This window comes from Microvirga arvi, from assembly GCF_016892765.1.
GTDB classification, from domain to species: Bacteria; Pseudomonadota; Alphaproteobacteria; order Rhizobiales; family Beijerinckiaceae; genus Microvirga; species Microvirga arvi.
This window is the reverse complement of the sequence record NZ_JAFEMD010000005.1, coordinates 95,927-109,912: the sequence shown is the minus strand read 5'-3', so window position 1 is coordinate 109,912 and position 13,986 is coordinate 95,927. Positions and strand designations below refer to the sequence as shown.

At 65.3% G+C, this 13,986-nt stretch carries 13 protein-coding genes and 1 other RNA gene; 8 read left to right on the top strand and 6 right to left on the bottom strand.

The window, feature by feature from the left end:
* Positions 1-89 precede the first annotated feature (89 nt).
* The 6 genes from ILT44_RS04850 to ILT44_RS04825 form a co-directional block, all read right to left on the bottom strand.
* A complete protein-coding gene (locus tag ILT44_RS04850) occupies positions 90-1,322 on the bottom strand; it encodes an ABC transporter permease (RefSeq protein ID WP_204238441.1) in 1,233 nt (410 codons plus the stop codon).
* The gene (locus ILT44_RS04845) at positions 1,319-2,041 is read right to left on the bottom strand and encodes an ABC transporter ATP-binding protein (protein ID WP_307826317.1); all 723 of its coding nucleotides are present in this window, start codon (positions 2,039-2,041) and stop codon (positions 1,319-1,321) included. The genes ILT44_RS04850 and ILT44_RS04845 overlap by 4 nt, the downstream gene beginning before the upstream one ends.
* Before the next feature lie 11 nt (positions 2,042-2,052).
* Positions 2,053-3,519: an efflux RND transporter periplasmic adaptor subunit gene (locus ILT44_RS04840; RefSeq protein ID WP_204238440.1), complete on the bottom strand. Its 1,467-nt coding sequence runs from the start codon at positions 3,517-3,519 to the stop codon at positions 2,053-2,055.
* Between the two features lie 49 nt (positions 3,520-3,568).
* Positions 3,569-4,336: an N-acetylmuramoyl-L-alanine amidase gene (locus ILT44_RS04835; protein WP_204238439.1), complete on the bottom strand. Its 768-nt coding sequence runs from the start codon at positions 4,334-4,336 to the stop codon at positions 3,569-3,571.
* A gap of 4 nt (positions 4,337-4,340) precedes the next feature.
* Complete coding sequence (locus ILT44_RS04830; RefSeq protein WP_204238438.1) at positions 4,341-5,066, bottom strand: TerB family tellurite resistance protein; 726 nt, start codon at positions 5,064-5,066, stop codon at positions 4,341-4,343.
* An 85-nt stretch (positions 5,067-5,151) separates the two neighbouring features.
* Entirely contained in the window at positions 5,152-5,430 is a 279-nt protein-coding gene (locus ILT44_RS04825) for a YMGG-like glycine zipper-containing protein (RefSeq protein ID WP_202056153.1), read from the bottom strand.
* Between the two features lie 292 nt (positions 5,431-5,722).
* Here ILT44_RS04825 and ILT44_RS04820 point away from each other — a divergent pair, with 292 nt between their 5' ends.
* The 8 genes from ILT44_RS04820 to ILT44_RS04785 all read left to right on the top strand — a co-directional run bounded on the left by ILT44_RS04820 (position 5,723) and on the right by ILT44_RS04785 (position 13,983).
* Positions 5,723-6,517 carry a lytic transglycosylase domain-containing protein gene (locus tag ILT44_RS04820; RefSeq protein ID WP_204238437.1) on the top strand — a complete coding sequence of 265 codons (795 nt, stop codon included), beginning with the start codon at positions 5,723-5,725 and terminating at the stop codon, positions 6,515-6,517.
* 47 nt (positions 6,518-6,564) lie between these two features.
* An RNA gene (rnpB, locus tag ILT44_RS04815) (RNase P RNA component class A) lies at positions 6,565-6,959 on the top strand.
* A 309-nt stretch (positions 6,960-7,268) separates the two neighbouring features.
* The gene (gene mraZ, locus ILT44_RS04810) at positions 7,269-7,766 is read left to right on the top strand and encodes a division/cell wall cluster transcriptional repressor MraZ (protein WP_204238436.1); all 498 of its coding nucleotides are present in this window, start codon (positions 7,269-7,271) and stop codon (positions 7,764-7,766) included.
* Positions 7,763-8,812 carry a 16S rRNA (cytosine(1402)-N(4))-methyltransferase RsmH gene (rsmH, locus tag ILT44_RS04805; RefSeq protein ID WP_204238435.1) on the top strand — a complete coding sequence of 350 codons (1,050 nt, stop codon included), beginning with the start codon at positions 7,763-7,765 and terminating at the stop codon, positions 8,810-8,812. Before mraZ ends, rsmH begins: the two co-directional genes overlap by 4 nt.
* On the top strand, positions 8,809-9,204 hold the full coding sequence (gene ftsL / locus ILT44_RS04800) for a cell division protein FtsL (RefSeq protein ID WP_204238434.1): 396 nt from the start codon (positions 8,809-8,811) through the stop codon (positions 9,202-9,204). Before rsmH ends, ftsL begins: the two co-directional genes overlap by 4 nt.
* A 95-nt stretch (positions 9,205-9,299) precedes the next feature.
* Positions 9,300-11,087, top strand: coding sequence for a peptidoglycan D,D-transpeptidase FtsI family protein (locus tag ILT44_RS04795; RefSeq protein ID WP_204238433.1), 1,788 nt, complete (start codon positions 9,300-9,302; stop codon positions 11,085-11,087).
* Positions 11,084-12,553, top strand: a complete 1,470-nt coding sequence (locus ILT44_RS04790) for a UDP-N-acetylmuramoyl-L-alanyl-D-glutamate--2,6-diaminopimelate ligase (RefSeq protein WP_204238432.1) — start codon at positions 11,084-11,086, stop codon at positions 12,551-12,553. Before ILT44_RS04795 ends, ILT44_RS04790 begins: the two co-directional genes overlap by 4 nt.
* Complete coding sequence (locus tag ILT44_RS04785; protein WP_204238431.1) at positions 12,550-13,983, top strand: UDP-N-acetylmuramoylalanyl-D-glutamyl-2,6-diaminopimelate--D-alanyl-D-alanine ligase; 1,434 nt, start codon at positions 12,550-12,552, stop codon at positions 13,981-13,983. The genes ILT44_RS04790 and ILT44_RS04785 overlap by 4 nt, the downstream gene beginning before the upstream one ends.
* Positions 13,984-13,986 lie beyond the last annotated feature (3 nt).

The following is a 13,986-nucleotide window of genomic DNA, read 5'->3' as shown; positions in this document are numbered from 1 at the left end:
ACAAGGCCGGTGATGACGCGAACTGAGGCAATTCATCCTGCACGCGACCCCGGATCGCATTCGGCGTCCGGGATGACGGGCCTTGACGATCACTCCCGTCTCAATGCTTCGATCGGATCGAGCTTCGCCGCGCGCTGCGCCGGATAGAACCCGAAGAAGATGCCGACGAGCGCGGAGAATCCCACGGCCATGAGGATGGCGTTCGTCGAGACGAGCGAGGGCCAGCCGGCGAGCTGTGCCACGAGATAGGCGGCGCCTGCGCCGAGGCCGATGCCGAGCGCGCCGCCGATGGTGGAGAGGGTCGTCGCCTCGATGAGGAACTGGCTGAGGATATCGCGTGGGCGCGCTCCGACGGCCAGGCGCAGCCCGATCTCGCGCGTGCGTTCGGTGACCGATACCAGCATGATGTTCATGATGCCGATGCCGCCGACGAGCAGCGACACCGCCGCGACGGCGGCAAGCAGCATGGAAAGCGTGTTGGCGGAGGCGGATGCGGTGTTCGCGATCTCGGTCAGGTTGCGGATCGAGAAATCGTCTTCCTGCTCGCCCATGACACGATGCCGCTGGCGCAGCAGGTGCGTCATGCTCTCGATGCCGGGCTCGATGTCGCTTTCGTTGGCGAATTTCACGAAGATCGAGCCGACCGACCCGTCCTTGGCGTAGTTGCGGCCGATCACGCGGCGACGGCCTGCATCGAGGGGCACGAAGATCACGTCGTCCTGATCCTGCCCGAAGGCTGATTGCCCTTTCGGCGCCATCACGCCGATGACGCGGAAGGGCACGTTGCGTACGCGCACGGTCTGACCGATCGGATCGACCTCGCCGAAGAGATTGCGGGCGACCGTCTGGCCGAGGAGGATGACGATGTCGCCGCGGCGGATTTCCTCTGGATCGAAGGTGCGGCCCGAGGCGACATCCCACTCGCGGGCGGAGAACCAGTCGAGATCGATGCCGTAGATGCGCGTGCCCCAATTGCTGCCGCCGGCCACCACTTGCGCGCCACCCTGCACGAAGGGTGCTGCCGCCACCACGCCGTCGATCTCGCGGCTGATCGCCTCGGCATCCTCATCCGTGAGGGATGAAGCGGCACCGGCGCCGAGCCGCGCACCGCCCTGAGTCACATTTCCCGGCGTGACGATGGCGAGGTTGGCGCCGAGCGAACGGATCTGCTGGTCGACCAGATTGCGCGCGCCGGAGCCGATCGCCACCATGGCAATGACCGCAGCGACGCCGATGACGATGCCGAGCATGGTGAGCAGGCTGCGCAGGGCATTGGCCATGATGGCCGAGAGCGCGGAGCGGATGGCCTCGATCAGCCTCATTCGGCGGCCTCCTGCGCGAGATCCCGTGCATCGACAGGGTCCTGGCGATGATCCTCGATGACGCGTCCGTCCCTGAAACGCACGAGCCGTTGCGCATGGCGTCCCACCTCGGCGTCGTGCGTCACGAGCACGATGGTGACGCCCTCGCGGTTGAGTTCCTGGAACAGGGCCATGATCTCGTTCGCCGTGCGGCTGTCGAGGGCGCCGGTCGGCTCGTCGGCGAGCAGCAGGCTCGGGCTGTTGACGAGCGCCCGCGCAATCGCCACGCGCTGCTGCTGGCCGCCGGACAATTGCATCGGCCGGTGATGCGCCCGCTCGGCAAGGCCGACGCGGCCCAGGGCCTCGAGAGCCCGCTCCCGCCGCGTCCTGCGGTCGAAGCCCGCATAGATCATCGGCAGTTCGACGTTGCCGAGCGCATCGACGCGGGGGAGCAGGTTGAACTGCTGGAACACGAAGCCGATTTCGCGGTTGCGCAGGCGCGCCAGGCCATCCGCATCGAGGCTCTCGACGGCCATGCCCGCGAGCCGATACTGGCCTCCTGTTGGCCGGTCGAGGCAGCCGACCAGGTTCATGAAGGTGGACTTGCCCGAGCCGGATGGACCCATGACCGCAACGAAGTCGCCCTGCTCGATCTCAAGCGATACGCCGTCGAGCGCGACGACGCGCCCGGCGTCGAGATCGTAGACCCGTCTGAGATCGCGTGTTTCGATGAGAGTCACGAGGTGCGTCCCTAGAACATCCGCGGTGGACGCGGGCGCCGGGTGGCGCCGCCTGCATCATCCGCAGCATCGGCTCGCTGGGCTCCGACGATGACCGCGGCGCCTTCCTGCAGATCGCCGCGCACGATCTCCGTATAAGCGCCATCCGTTGCGCCGAGGCGCACCGGTACAACCTGCGGCTTGCCATCATCTCCGACACGATAGACGCTGCCGCCGGTTCCCTCGTCCTGATCCGACGCGACCTGATCGCGACGTGCGCGACGCCTCGGGTTCTGCCCTTCGGGGGTGCTGCTCCGTGCTTCACTGGCCACGACGGCGGCGGGCGGCCGAAAGCGCAGGGCTGCATTGGGAATGCGCAGCACATCCTCGCGCTCGTCGGTGATGATCTGGAGGTTCGCGGTCATCCCGGGCAGCAGCGCCTGGTCCTGATTGCGCACGCCGATGACGGCCGTATAGGTCACGACGTTCTGCACGGTCTGCGCGGCGAGACGCACCATGCGCACCCGGCCTTCGAAGGTGCGGTTCGGATAAGCATTCACGGTGAAGGACACTTTCTGCCCTTCCTTCAGGCGCCCCACATCGGCCTCGTCGATATTGGCGTAGATGTCAATCTCCCGCAGATCCTGCGCGATGGTGAACAGGGTCGGTGCTGAGAGCGAGGCGGCGACCGTCTGACCGAGCTCGATGTCGCGCTTCACCACGACGCCGCCGACCGGCGACTTGATCTCCGTACGGGCGAGATCGATCTCGATGTCCCTGAGCTTGGCCTGACGCTGCAGGATGATCGCCTCGGCGGATTTCACATTCGCTTCCGCCAGCGCGAGGTCGGCTTTCAATCCAAGCGTCTCCGCTTGGTTGGAGGCGATCTGCGCATCGGCCGAGGCGAGGTTGGCCTTCTGGATATCCACCTGCGTGCCGGCCTGCTCCAGCGCCGTCTGCGTTCCCACGGCACGGGTATTCAGCGCGGTCTGCCGTTCGAGATTGCGCTGGGCCTCCTCTAGCTGGGCTTGGGTCCGCTCACGCTGCGCCCGAAGGTCGGCGGCCTGAGCTTCGGCGCGCTGAAGCGCGGAGCGGGCCTTGTCGATCTGGGCGCGCTTGGTGTCGAGATCGGCCCTCGCCTGGGCGAGGTCTGCCAGCGCCGCATCCCGGCGCGATTTGATCTGCTCCGCATAGAGGCGGGCCACCACCTGGCCTTCCTTCACGGGCGTGTTGTAGTCGGCAAGAATCTCGACCACCTGGCCCGAGAGCTGCGAGCCGACGAGAACCGTCGTGACCGGGTTCAGCGTCCCCGTGGCGCGCACGCTCGCGATGATCGGGCCACGATCGACCGTGCCGAGCCTGTAGGCCTGATCCGAGGCGTGGCCGCCGCTCGGCTGCCACAGGAGGAAGCCGGCGCTTCCCGCCGCCAGAAGAATGCCGATCAACCACAACCAGACGCGCCGCACTAAAGCAACCCTCAGCAGAGCATGGATGTTCATGCGAGGCGATTGTGGCCGATTTCCTATAGTGTTGCGAGTTAACTCTTTGTCATGCGGCGGCCTGCGGCCGTGCTGCAATCAAATTGCGCAGGGTCATGATGGTGGAGGCATCCGCCACGCCGTCGACGCGCTCGGGACGGAAATGGCGCTGAAAGGCGGTCACGACCTTCTCCGTGTCCTCGTCGAAGACGCCGTTGATCTTCAAGCCATAGCCATACATCACGAGCATGGCCTGCAGGGCCTCGATGGGCATGCCCTGGTCGCCGCGGGAGAAGAAGCGGCCATCGCTCGTTGCGGCAGGCGCGATCCAGTGGCCGACGCCGGCCTCGTGCAGGGTCTTCCAGGGAAAGAGCTCTCCGGGATCGACCTTGCGGCCGGGCGCGACATCCGAATGGGCCAGCACCCGGGTTGCGGGAATGCGCCAGCGGGTGACGATGTCCTTCGCCAGCGCCGCCACGCTCTCGATCTGCACCTCGGGGAAGGGCGGCAGGCCTCCCGGATGGCCGGGATTGGCGATCTCGATGCCGATCGAGCAGGAATTGGTGTCGGTCTCACCGTCCCAGGAGGAGAGGCCTGCATGCCAGGCCCGGCGCGCTTCCGGCACAAGCTGCAGCACGCGCCCATCGCCGAACACGAAGTAATGGGCGGAAACCTGCGAGACCGGATTGCACAGCCATTGCAGGGCTTCGCCCTCGTCCGGCATGCCCGTGTAGTGGAGGATGAGCATGCTGGGGCGCCGGCCATCCCTGCGGTCGCCGTGATTGGGCGACGGGAAGACCTTGGCGGCGACGGAGCTTTCCGGAGTCAGCACACTCATGCGGTCACCTGAGGTTCCGCTCGGCGGCAACGCGCTCCCAGGCAGCGTTGATGGTCGCAAGCCGTTCGGTGGCGATCCTCACGGCTTCCGGCGGCAGGCCGCGGGCGATCTCCCGGTCCGGGTGATTGTCCGCGACGAGCCTGCGGTAATGCCGCTTCAGCTCCTCGTCGCTCATGCTCCGGTCGGCGGCGAGGATGAGATAGGGATCGTCCTTGCGCTTCACGTGCCGGGCGGCGATGCGCTCGAAATCCTTGTCCGAGAAAGCGAAGATCGTCGCCACATCCTTGAGATAGGTGTATTCCGCCTCGTGCACGGCTTCGTCCGCCTTGGCGATGTGGAACAGGCCGTCGAGCACGTCTTCGAGGAGGGCGGCTTCGTCCTTGAACTCCTCGTGGAGCTGGCGAGCGTAGGCTTCGAACCCGTCCGAGGTCTGCATGGCGAGGTTGAACAGCCGTTCCACCCGTTCATGCTCACTCTCCGGCACCTCGACGATCTGCTCGAAGGCTCGGACCTCCACGTCGACCACGACGCCGTCGGCCTTCGCCATCTTGGCGGCGAGCGCCACGAGGCCCATGGTGAAGAGCACGTCGCGTGGCGGCTTTCCGAACAAAGCGCCTTCGCGATCGACGAGAACGTGGCCGGCCACACCACCCAGGAGAGCGCCTATCGGCCCGCCCAACGCGAGTCCGATGCCGGCGCCTCCGAGCTTACCCCAAATCGACTGAATCATCTTGGGTTCAGTCGTACGCTCAAGTGCAGGCAAAAGAAAAGGGGCCGAGAATGTCTCGGCCCCTTAAATTCGCTTTCAGGCGATATCAGCGGCAGTACACGTTGCCGTAGACGTCCTGGTAGGTGCCATAGGGGCAGGCCGGACCGCGCGGAGTCGTCGAGGCGCCGACGATCGCGCCGCCGGCACCACCGATGGCTGCACCCGCAAGAGCACCGCCTGCAGTACCGGTTGCTGCACCGCCGATCGCTGCACCCGCAAGGCCGCCGATCGCGGCCCCGCCGACGGCACGCTCGCCAGGAGTGTTGCAGGCCGCCATCGAGAGGGTGAGGGCACCGGCGGCAATGGCTGTCATGATCTTCTTCATGGAGGCTTCCCTGATGTTGAGCGGGCTGTAGGCTGCCCGTTCCTGTTTAGCTTGACCTTACGCTGTCGCCAACTCCTGGGCGGAGAAAGAGTTCCTCGAAACCGCCAAGCTGACGGAAAAATCAGAACGCGCGTGCCGCTGAAATCATGACCGAAAGGCCTGATGCCACAAGGGAAACACGGTCAAGCTTGAACCAAGTCTGAACAAATATGCGCCTGGATGTGCCACATCTTCGCCCTATTTGGCCGTCACCCAGCCCGCCCTCGCGATTATCGCCGGATGGAGTTTCTGTTTGACTTGGCAACACCTTCTCAGAACGCTGGCAATCGCGAGCCTTGGTGCAACGGCGCTGGTCCTCGCTTCTCAGGCACGGGCTGAGGGAGAAAGCGACAGTCTCGTCACTCCCGATGCCGCCGAGCAGCTCTTAGGTGCCGCCGCAGCCGAGGCAGCGGCTTTTGCCGCGGAGGAAGCTGCCGAAGCATCCGACAGCCAGGAGCCGGTGAAGGGAGCCAAGGGGGTGAATGGTAAGAAGCCGAAGGAAGCTGTCGCTTCCAAAGCCGGCAAGCCCCAGGCCGATGCAAAAAAAGAGGGCCTGCCCAACAGGTCCGTCGATGCCGCCGAGATGGATGAAGCACCCGATCAGCAGACCGCGTCCCTTCCTGCAGCCCTAACCGACGCAGGATCGCGGGCCCGGCTTCCGGATGGAGTTCGCGCCAATGCGCTGAAGCCCATGATCGTGCGGTATGCGTCCGAGAACGGGCTGCCCTATGAACTGGCTGATGCCGTGGTGCGGCTCGAGAGCCGCTACAACGCGGGCGCCCGCAATGGCCCGAACATGGGTCTCACCCAGATCAATGTCCGTACCGCCCAGTCGCTGGGCTACCAGGGTTCCGCCGCCGGGCTTCTCGATGCGGAGACGAATCTCCGCTACGGCCTAAAATACCTGGCCAAGGCTTACAAGCTCGCGGGCGGGGACACCTGCGGCACCATCCTGCGCTATCAGTTCGGCCATCGTACCCAGACCATGACCTCCGCCTCCCGCGCCTATTGCGCCAAGGTGAAGGTGATTGCGGCGGCCGCCGAGTAGTGCCCCGGCCTTGACGGCGGGACCCTTTTGGCACCACATCCCCCTCGTCAGCCGGCCGGGCGGCCGCTTCGAGTTCAGCTCGGGGAGGAAAGTCCGGGCTCCATGGAAGCAAGGTGCCGGATAACGTCCGGCGGGGGAAACCCTAGGGAAAGTGCCACAGAAAGCAGACCGCCCCGCGAAGGTCTTCGGACCCACGGGGTCAGGGTGAAAGGGTGCGGTAAGAGCGCACCGCGGACGCAGCAATGCGGACGGCATGGTAAACCCCACCAGGAGCAAAACCGAATAGGGACGACAGGCGCTCGCGCCAGGCCGGTTTCCAGGCTCGTCGTCCGGGTTGGTTGCTAGAGGCGGCCAGCAATGGCCGTCCCAGAGGAATGGTCGCCACGTCCAATGTCTTAGACTTTGGGCCCTACAGAACCCGGCTTACAGGCCGGCTGACCCCATCTTTCCACAGGCCGAAATCTGCAAGAAAGCGGAGCAAACCTTTGCTCCGCTTACGATTCATTAACCGTAAATGCGTCTCATGGGGACGCATGCCATGAGGCCTGCGCTCCATCTCCGTTCCGTTGACGACCATATTATCCCATGTTATCCCAAACCATCCCGTCGACGGTGTTCTCCGAAGAGGGCGTCAAGCACCCGAGAAGTGCTGGCGTTGTTCTTCTGAAGGTAGCGTCTCCACCGGCTGCGGGTGGCGGATCGTCACGATCCGCCGGGGGGCTGACAATCAGGAGCGTGCGAGCTGCGGCCAATGAACCGCTTCGTGTCCAATTTCACCAACAAGTTGGATTCGAAGGGTCGCGTCTCGATCCCCGCATCCTTCAGGGCCGTCTTGGCCCGGGATGGATTCGAGGGGCTCTACGTGCATCCGGCGCTCGACGCGCCGGCGCTGGACGCAGGCGGCAACGTGCTTCTGAACGAGATCGATGCGTTCTTGTCGACGCTGTCGCCCTATTCGGACGAGCGGGATCAGCTGTCGACGGCATTGTTCGGGACCAGCGAGATTCTGAAGGTCGATCCGGAGGGGCGTGTCATCCTGACGGATACGGTAAAAGTGCATGCCGGGATCGGCGACACGGTGACGTTCGTCGGACTTGGCCACAAGTTCCAGATTTGGGAGCCCGAGCGCTTCCGTGCGCACTTGGAGGAGGCGCGCACGAAGGTTCGAGATCTGAAGAAGGCGTTGGGAAACCGAATTTTGGAGCCAAGGTTAGTGCAGAACACCTCGCCAGGAGTACGGGAGCGATGATGGGACGCGGCGACGGCCCAGGAGCCGGAGCCGCTGGCGGACCATCCCGTCACGTTCCTGTTCTCCTGGCGGAGGTTGGCACAGCACTCGATGCGAAGCGCGGGGGCGTTTTCATCGACGGCACGTTCGGTGCAGGCGGCTATACGCGCGCCATTCTCGACGCTCATCCGCAGAACAGGGTCATCGCCATCGACCGCGATCCCGACGCGATTGCCGGCGGGGCTGCGCTTGCAACCAAATTCAAGAAGCGCCTGATGCTCGTGCCGGGTCGCTTCGGCGATCTCGACGACATTGCGCACACGCAGGGATTCGACAGCGTCGATGGCGTCGTGCTCGATATCGGCGTCTCGTCCATGCAGCTCGATCAGGCCGAGCGCGGCTTCTCGTTCCGCAACGAAGGCCCGCTCGATATGCGCATGGAGCAAAGCGGGCCGAGCGCGGCGGATCTCGTCAATGAAGCATCGGAAGCCGAGCTTGCCGACATCTTCTATCACTATGGCGAAGAGCGCCGCGCGCGCGCCGTCGCCCGTGCCGTCATCGAGGCACGGCGCCGCCAGCCCTTCGAGACGACGCGGCAGCTTGCCGATCTCGTGGCCTCCCTGATTCGGCAGGAGCCCGGCGGCATTCATCCTGCCACGCGCGTGTTCCAGGGGCTGCGTATCGCGGTCAATGACGAACTCGGAGAGCTGGCTCGCGCATTGCACGCGGCCGAGCGCATCCTGAAGCCAGGCGGACGTCTCGTGGTCGTCACATTCCACTCCCTGGAAGACCGCATCGTGAAGCAGTTCTTCACGGCCCGTACCGGGCGCGCACCCACCGGCTCGCGTCACCTGCCGACGGCGGCAGCGCCCGAAGCCACCTTCGATGCGGTCACGCGCGGTCCCATTGCGCCGAGCGAACAGGAAATGGCGCGCAACCCGCGGGCGCGCTCGGCAAAGCTGCGAGCCGGAGCACGCACCGATACGCCGCCGCAGGAGCCGCTGAGCGCCATCACTATGCTGGCCGAACTGCCGCAGACAGCCGAGAAAAAGGGAGGGCGCCGGTGATCCGACTGCTCCATATCATCGCGATATCCGCCCTCATCGCATCGGCGGGCTACGCATACTCGATCAAGTACGAGACGCTCTACTACGTCGAGCAGGTGGCGAAACTGAAGTCGCAGGTGAGCCGCGAGCGCGAGGCCATCGCGGTGCTGCAGGCCGAGTGGCAGTATCTCGATCGTCCCGACCGCCTGCAGGTGGCCGCCGACAAGCACCTCGACCTTCAGCCCTTGAAGATCCAGCAGCTCGCGCGGCTGTCCGATCTGCCGAACCGGCCCTCCCGCGAGGACGAGATCGGCCGCAAGCTCGAGGCGCTCGGTCTGCTTGAGCCGACCTCGACGCCGAAGGATCGGAATTCGGACGCCCGCACCCCAACGACCCAAACCCCGAAACGGTGAGCCTCGTGTCGCAAGAGCCCCAAACCGAATGGCAGGGTGAAAGCCTTCCTGAAGGATCGGACCCACAAGTGGATCCCGCTTTCGGGATTGATCCGATGCCCGCTCCTTTGAGCGGTGCGCCGTTGAATGCGGACAACCGGAACCGCTTTTCCGCACGACGCGCCAAGCTCGGCCTGCTTGGCCACGCCCGTGAGCTGTTCCGCCTGCGCCATGACAAAAGCACGTCCCGCGTAGGCCTTGCAGCCGTTTGCTTCGTCGGTTTGTTCGGCCTGATCGGCGGACGCCTCGTCCATCTCGCCCTCACCAGCGAGAACACCAGCGAGGTGCGCCGCGCGGCCTCGTCCGAAATCTCCGCAGCCCGCCCAGACATCGTCGACCGCAATGGCGAAATCCTCGCCACCGACGTGAAGATGGTGTCCGTCTTCGCCGAGCCGCGCAACATCGTCGACAAGGATGAAGCCGTCGAGCTGCTCACCGCCGTGCTGCCCGATCTCGACGCCACGGACCTGCGCAACAAGCTCGGCACCAAGAAGGGCTTCGTCTGGGTCAAGCGCGAGATCACGCCGCGCCAGCAGGCGGAAGTGCACCGTCTCGGCATTCCCGGCATCGGCTTCCTGCCCGAGAACAAACGTGTCTACCCGAACGCGGAGGCCGCAGCCCACGTGCTCGGCTTTGCCAACGTGGACAACGTGGGCATCGCCGGCATCGAGAAATACATCGACAGCATGGGCCTTCAGGACTTGAACGGCGCCGGCTTCAGCATCTCCGCTGCTGATCTCGAACCCGTGCGTCTCTCTCTGGACCTGCGCGTGCAGCATGCCCTTCGCGACGAGCTTGCGAAGGGCATGACGAAATTCAAGGCCAAGGCAACCGCCGGTGCGATCCTCGACGTGAACACCGGCGAGATCATCGCTCTCGTGTCGCTGCCGGACTACGATCCCAACAATCCGGTCGATGCGCTCGATAAGGATCGGATCAACCGCATCAATGTCGGCGTGTTCGAGATGGGCTCGACCTTCAAGGCCCTGACGGTCGCGATGGCACTCGATTCCGGCAAGTACAACATCAACTCGACCTTCGACGCGAGGTCGGGACTGCGCTATGGCAAGTTCACCATCGGCGACTATCACGCAACGCACCGGGTGCTCAGCACGCCGGAGGTTTTCGTGCATTCCTCAAACATCGGCACCGCGCGCATGGCGCTTGGCATCGGGGTCGAGGGCCACAAGGCTTTCCTGCGCAAGATGGGCCAGCTCACCCGCCTCGAGACGGAGCTGCCGGAGAATGCCCTGCCGATCGTCCCGCCGCGCTGGGGCGAGCTCAACACCATGACCATCGCCTTCGGTCACGGCCTCGCTGTCGCGCCGCTGCAGGCGCTTACGGCCGTAGGTGCGCTGGTCAATGGCGGCGTCATGATCAAGCCGACCTTCCTGAAGCGCACGCAGGAAGAGGCGCGCCGCAACGCTCTTCAGGTGCTCAAGCCCGAGACGAGCGAGGCAATGCGCTATGTGATGCGCCTCAATGCCTCGACGCCTGAAGGGTCCGCCGGAAACGCCTCGATTGCCGGCTTCTTCGTCGGCGGCAAGACCGGCACCGCCGAAAAGGTGATCAACGGCCGCTACGCCAAGAACAAGAATTTCACCACCTTCACGGCGGTTGTGCCGGCCGACAAGCCGAAATACGTGTTCCTCACCATCATGGACGAGCCGCAGGCGGTGGAGGGCACCTATGGCTTCTCGACCGCGGGCTGGAACGCAGCCCCCGTGACAGGCAACATCATCGAGCGCATCGCGCCGCTCCTCGGCGTGCCGCCGCGCTTCGAGCCGCCGGCGCAGCCCTTCCCGCTCATGTCGCGCCTCGGCGCCTGGGGCAGCAATCGATGAGCGCGCGGAACCGGCATCTCGGCGATCTTCTCGATCTCGCGGAAGGTGACGCGCAGGCGTCCCTTGCCGTTTCGAAGATCGCCTCGGACAGCCGCAAGGTGGAGCCCGGCACCCTGTTCTTCGCCGTGCCCGGCACCAAGGTCGACGGCATGAGCTTCGTGCCGCAGGCAGCCGCTGCAGGCGCGGTCGCCATCGTGGGCGAGGCGGAGCGTCCGGCGGACCTGCCGGAGTCCGTTGCCTATGTGCAGGTGAAGGACGTACGCCGCACGCTGGCTCTCGCAGCGGCGCGGTTCTATCCGAAGCAGCCCGAGAAGGTCGTTGCCGTCACGGGCACGAGCGGCAAGAGCTCGGTTGCCGATTTCACGCGCCAGCTCTTCGCGCATCTGGGCTACAAGTCGGCGAGCGTCGGCACGCTCGGCATCATCACCTCGGACGGCGCGGCCTACGGCTCGCTCACGACGCCCGACCCGATCTCCCTGCACGAGAGCTTCGACCGTCTGGCGAATGACGGTGTCACGCGCCTTGCCATGGAAGCGTCCTCGCACGGCATCGACCAGCGCCGCCTCGACGGGGTGCGACTCCATGCGGCGGGCTTCACCAATCTCGGCCGCGATCATCTCGATTACCACGCCACGACCGAGGCCTATGCGGCGGCGAAGCTGCGCCTGTTCGATACGCTCCTGCCAGCGGATGCGCCTGCGATCATCAATGCGGACGGTCCATATGCGGATCTATTCCTGCACGGTGTGCGCAATCTTGGCCTGAAGCTCATCACCACCGGCAGCGCTGGCGAGACCCTGCGTCTCCTCGAAGCGCGCGCGCAAGGCTTCACACAGTCGCTGACCGTCGAGGCTTACGGCAGGATCATTGAAACCACCCTGCCGCTCCTCGGGGCCTTCCAGGTCGAGAACGCCCTTGTCGCCGCGGCCCTCGTGCTGGCGGTGGAAGGCGAGGGCAGGGTGGCCGAGGTGCTCGAGGGCTTCAGGACCCTGAAGGGCGTTTCCGGCCGGCTGGAGCAGGTCGGCGAGACGGATGGGGCCATCTGCATCGTCGATTACGCCCACAAGCCCGATGCGCTGGCCCATGTGCTCGATGCCCTGCGTCCCTTCGTGAAGGGAAAACTTGTCTGCATCGTGGGCTGCGGCGGCGATCGCGATCGCGGCAAGCGTCCGCTCATGGGCAGCATTGCCGCCGAGAAGGCGGATGTCGTCATCGTCACGGACGATAATCCTCGCTCCGAAGACCCGGCGGCCATTCGCGCCGAGGTCATGAGGGGTGCGCCCGGCGGCCGCGAGATCGGGGATCGGGCCCAGGCCATCCGCACCGCCGTCAATGAGCTTCAGGCGGGCGATATTCTGGTCGTGGCTGGCAAAGGTCATGAAACGGGCCAAATCATCGGCGACCGGACCCTGCCGTTCTCGGATCACGACGAGGTCCGGGCGGCCATTGCAGCGAGGCAGGGATGAATTCGCCCCTTTGGACAAGAGACGAGATCGCAGCCGCGACCGGCGCCCGCATCGGCGAAGGCTTCGCGCAGGCGACGGGAGCCTCCATCGACACGCGGACGCTGGAGCCGGGCGATCTCTACTTCGCCATCAAGGGCGATGTGCATGACGGCCACGACTTCGTGCCGGCGGCTCTCGAAAAGGGCGCTTCCGCTGCCGTCGTGTCCGAGGAAAAGGCTTCCGGCTTTGCCGGGTCGAACAGGCTCATCGTCGTGCCGGACGTGCTGGAGGCCATGCGCCGGATGGGCCGCGCGGCCCGTGCGCGGACGAATGCCAGGATCGTGGCCGTGACCGGCTCCGTCGGCAAGACCGGCACGAAGGAGGCGATGCGCCTCGCGCTCTCCCGCCAGGGCGACACTCATGCATCGGTCGCGTCCTACAACAACCATTGGGGCGTGCCGCTCACGCTCGCCCGCATGCCCCGCGAGAGCACCTTCGGCGTGTTCGAGATCGGCATGAACCATGCCCATGAGATCTTGCCTCTGACCGGAATGGTCCGCCCGCATGTGGCCGTGATCACCACGGTGGAGCCGGTCCATATCGAGTTCTTCCCCTCGCTCTGGGGGATCGCCGACGCCAAAGGCGAGATCTTTTCAGGTCTCGAGCCCGGCGGCACGGCTGTGATCAACCGGGACAACCCCTATTTCGAGCGCATGCGCGCTCACGCCTATGCTTCTGCTGCAGGCCGCGTCGTCACCTTCGGCGAGCATGAGGCGGCGGATATCCGCGCTCACCGCATCATCGTGAAGCCCGATCACTCCGTCGTCGATGCGACGATCTTCGGTCAGCCTCTGACCTACAGGATCGGCACGGCAGGGCGGCATCATGCGCTCAATTCCTTGAGCGTGCTCGCGGCCTCCCACGCGCTCGGTGCGGATCTGGCCCTAGTGGCGCTCTCCTCCGCCGAGCTGAAGCCTCCGGTCGGGCGCGGCGAGCGCACTATGCTCGCCATCGGTGAGGGCGAGGCTCTGCTGATCGATGAAAGCTACAACGCCAATCCGGCTTCCATGCGCGCGGCGCTCGCCAATCTCGGCGCGGTGGAGCTTCCTCGCGGTGCGCGGCGAATGGCCGTGCTGGGCGACATGAAGGAATTGGGCGAGACGGGTCCCCATCTTCACGCGGAACTGGCGGAAGCCATCGAGGCGAACAGGATCGATCTGGTCTTCGCAGCCGGATCGCTGATGACGAACCTCGTGGATGCTTTGCCGAAAGCCAAGGTCGCCGTCCATGCCGAGACCTCCGCCGAGCTGGTCGATGCGGTCTGTGCGGCGGTTCGCCCCGGCGATGCGGTGACCGTCAAAGGCTCGCTCAGCATGAAGATGGCCCTGGTTGTCAAGGCCTTGAAAGAACGTTACGGCGCGAGCCCAACGGCCCACGCGCTGAAAGGATGATCG

What these genes read in the sequence shown, in the direction of transcription:
- ILT44_RS04830 (WP_204238438.1), bottom strand. Translation starts at nt 5,066, where the DNA reads ATGATTCAGTCGATTTGGGGTAAGCTCGGAGGCGCCGGCATCGGACTC.
- ILT44_RS04835 (WP_204238439.1), bottom strand. Translation starts at nt 4,336, where the DNA reads ATGAGTGTGCTGACTCCGGAAAGCTCCGTCGCCGCCAAGGTCTTCCCG.
- ILT44_RS04840 (WP_204238440.1), bottom strand. Translation starts at nt 3,519, where the DNA reads ATGAACATCCATGCTCTGCTGAGGGTTGCTTTAGTGCGGCGCGTCTGG.
- ILT44_RS04850 (WP_204238441.1), bottom strand. Translation starts at nt 1,322, where the DNA reads ATGAGGCTGATCGAGGCCATCCGCTCCGCGCTCTCGGCCATCATGGCC.
- ILT44_RS04795 (WP_204238433.1), top strand. Translation starts at nt 9,300, where the DNA reads ATGCCCGCTCCTTTGAGCGGTGCGCCGTTGAATGCGGACAACCGGAAC.
- ILT44_RS04825 (WP_202056153.1), bottom strand. Translation starts at nt 5,430, where the DNA reads ATGAAGAAGATCATGACAGCCATTGCCGCCGGTGCCCTCACCCTCTCG.
- ILT44_RS04790 (WP_204238432.1), top strand. Translation starts at nt 11,084, where the DNA reads ATGAGCGCGCGGAACCGGCATCTCGGCGATCTTCTCGATCTCGCGGAA.
- ILT44_RS04785 (WP_204238431.1), top strand. Translation starts at nt 12,550, where the DNA reads ATGAATTCGCCCCTTTGGACAAGAGACGAGATCGCAGCCGCGACCGGC.
- mraZ (WP_204238436.1), top strand. Translation starts at nt 7,269, where the DNA reads ATGAACCGCTTCGTGTCCAATTTCACCAACAAGTTGGATTCGAAGGGT.
- rsmH (WP_204238435.1), top strand. Translation starts at nt 7,763, where the DNA reads ATGATGGGACGCGGCGACGGCCCAGGAGCCGGAGCCGCTGGCGGACCA.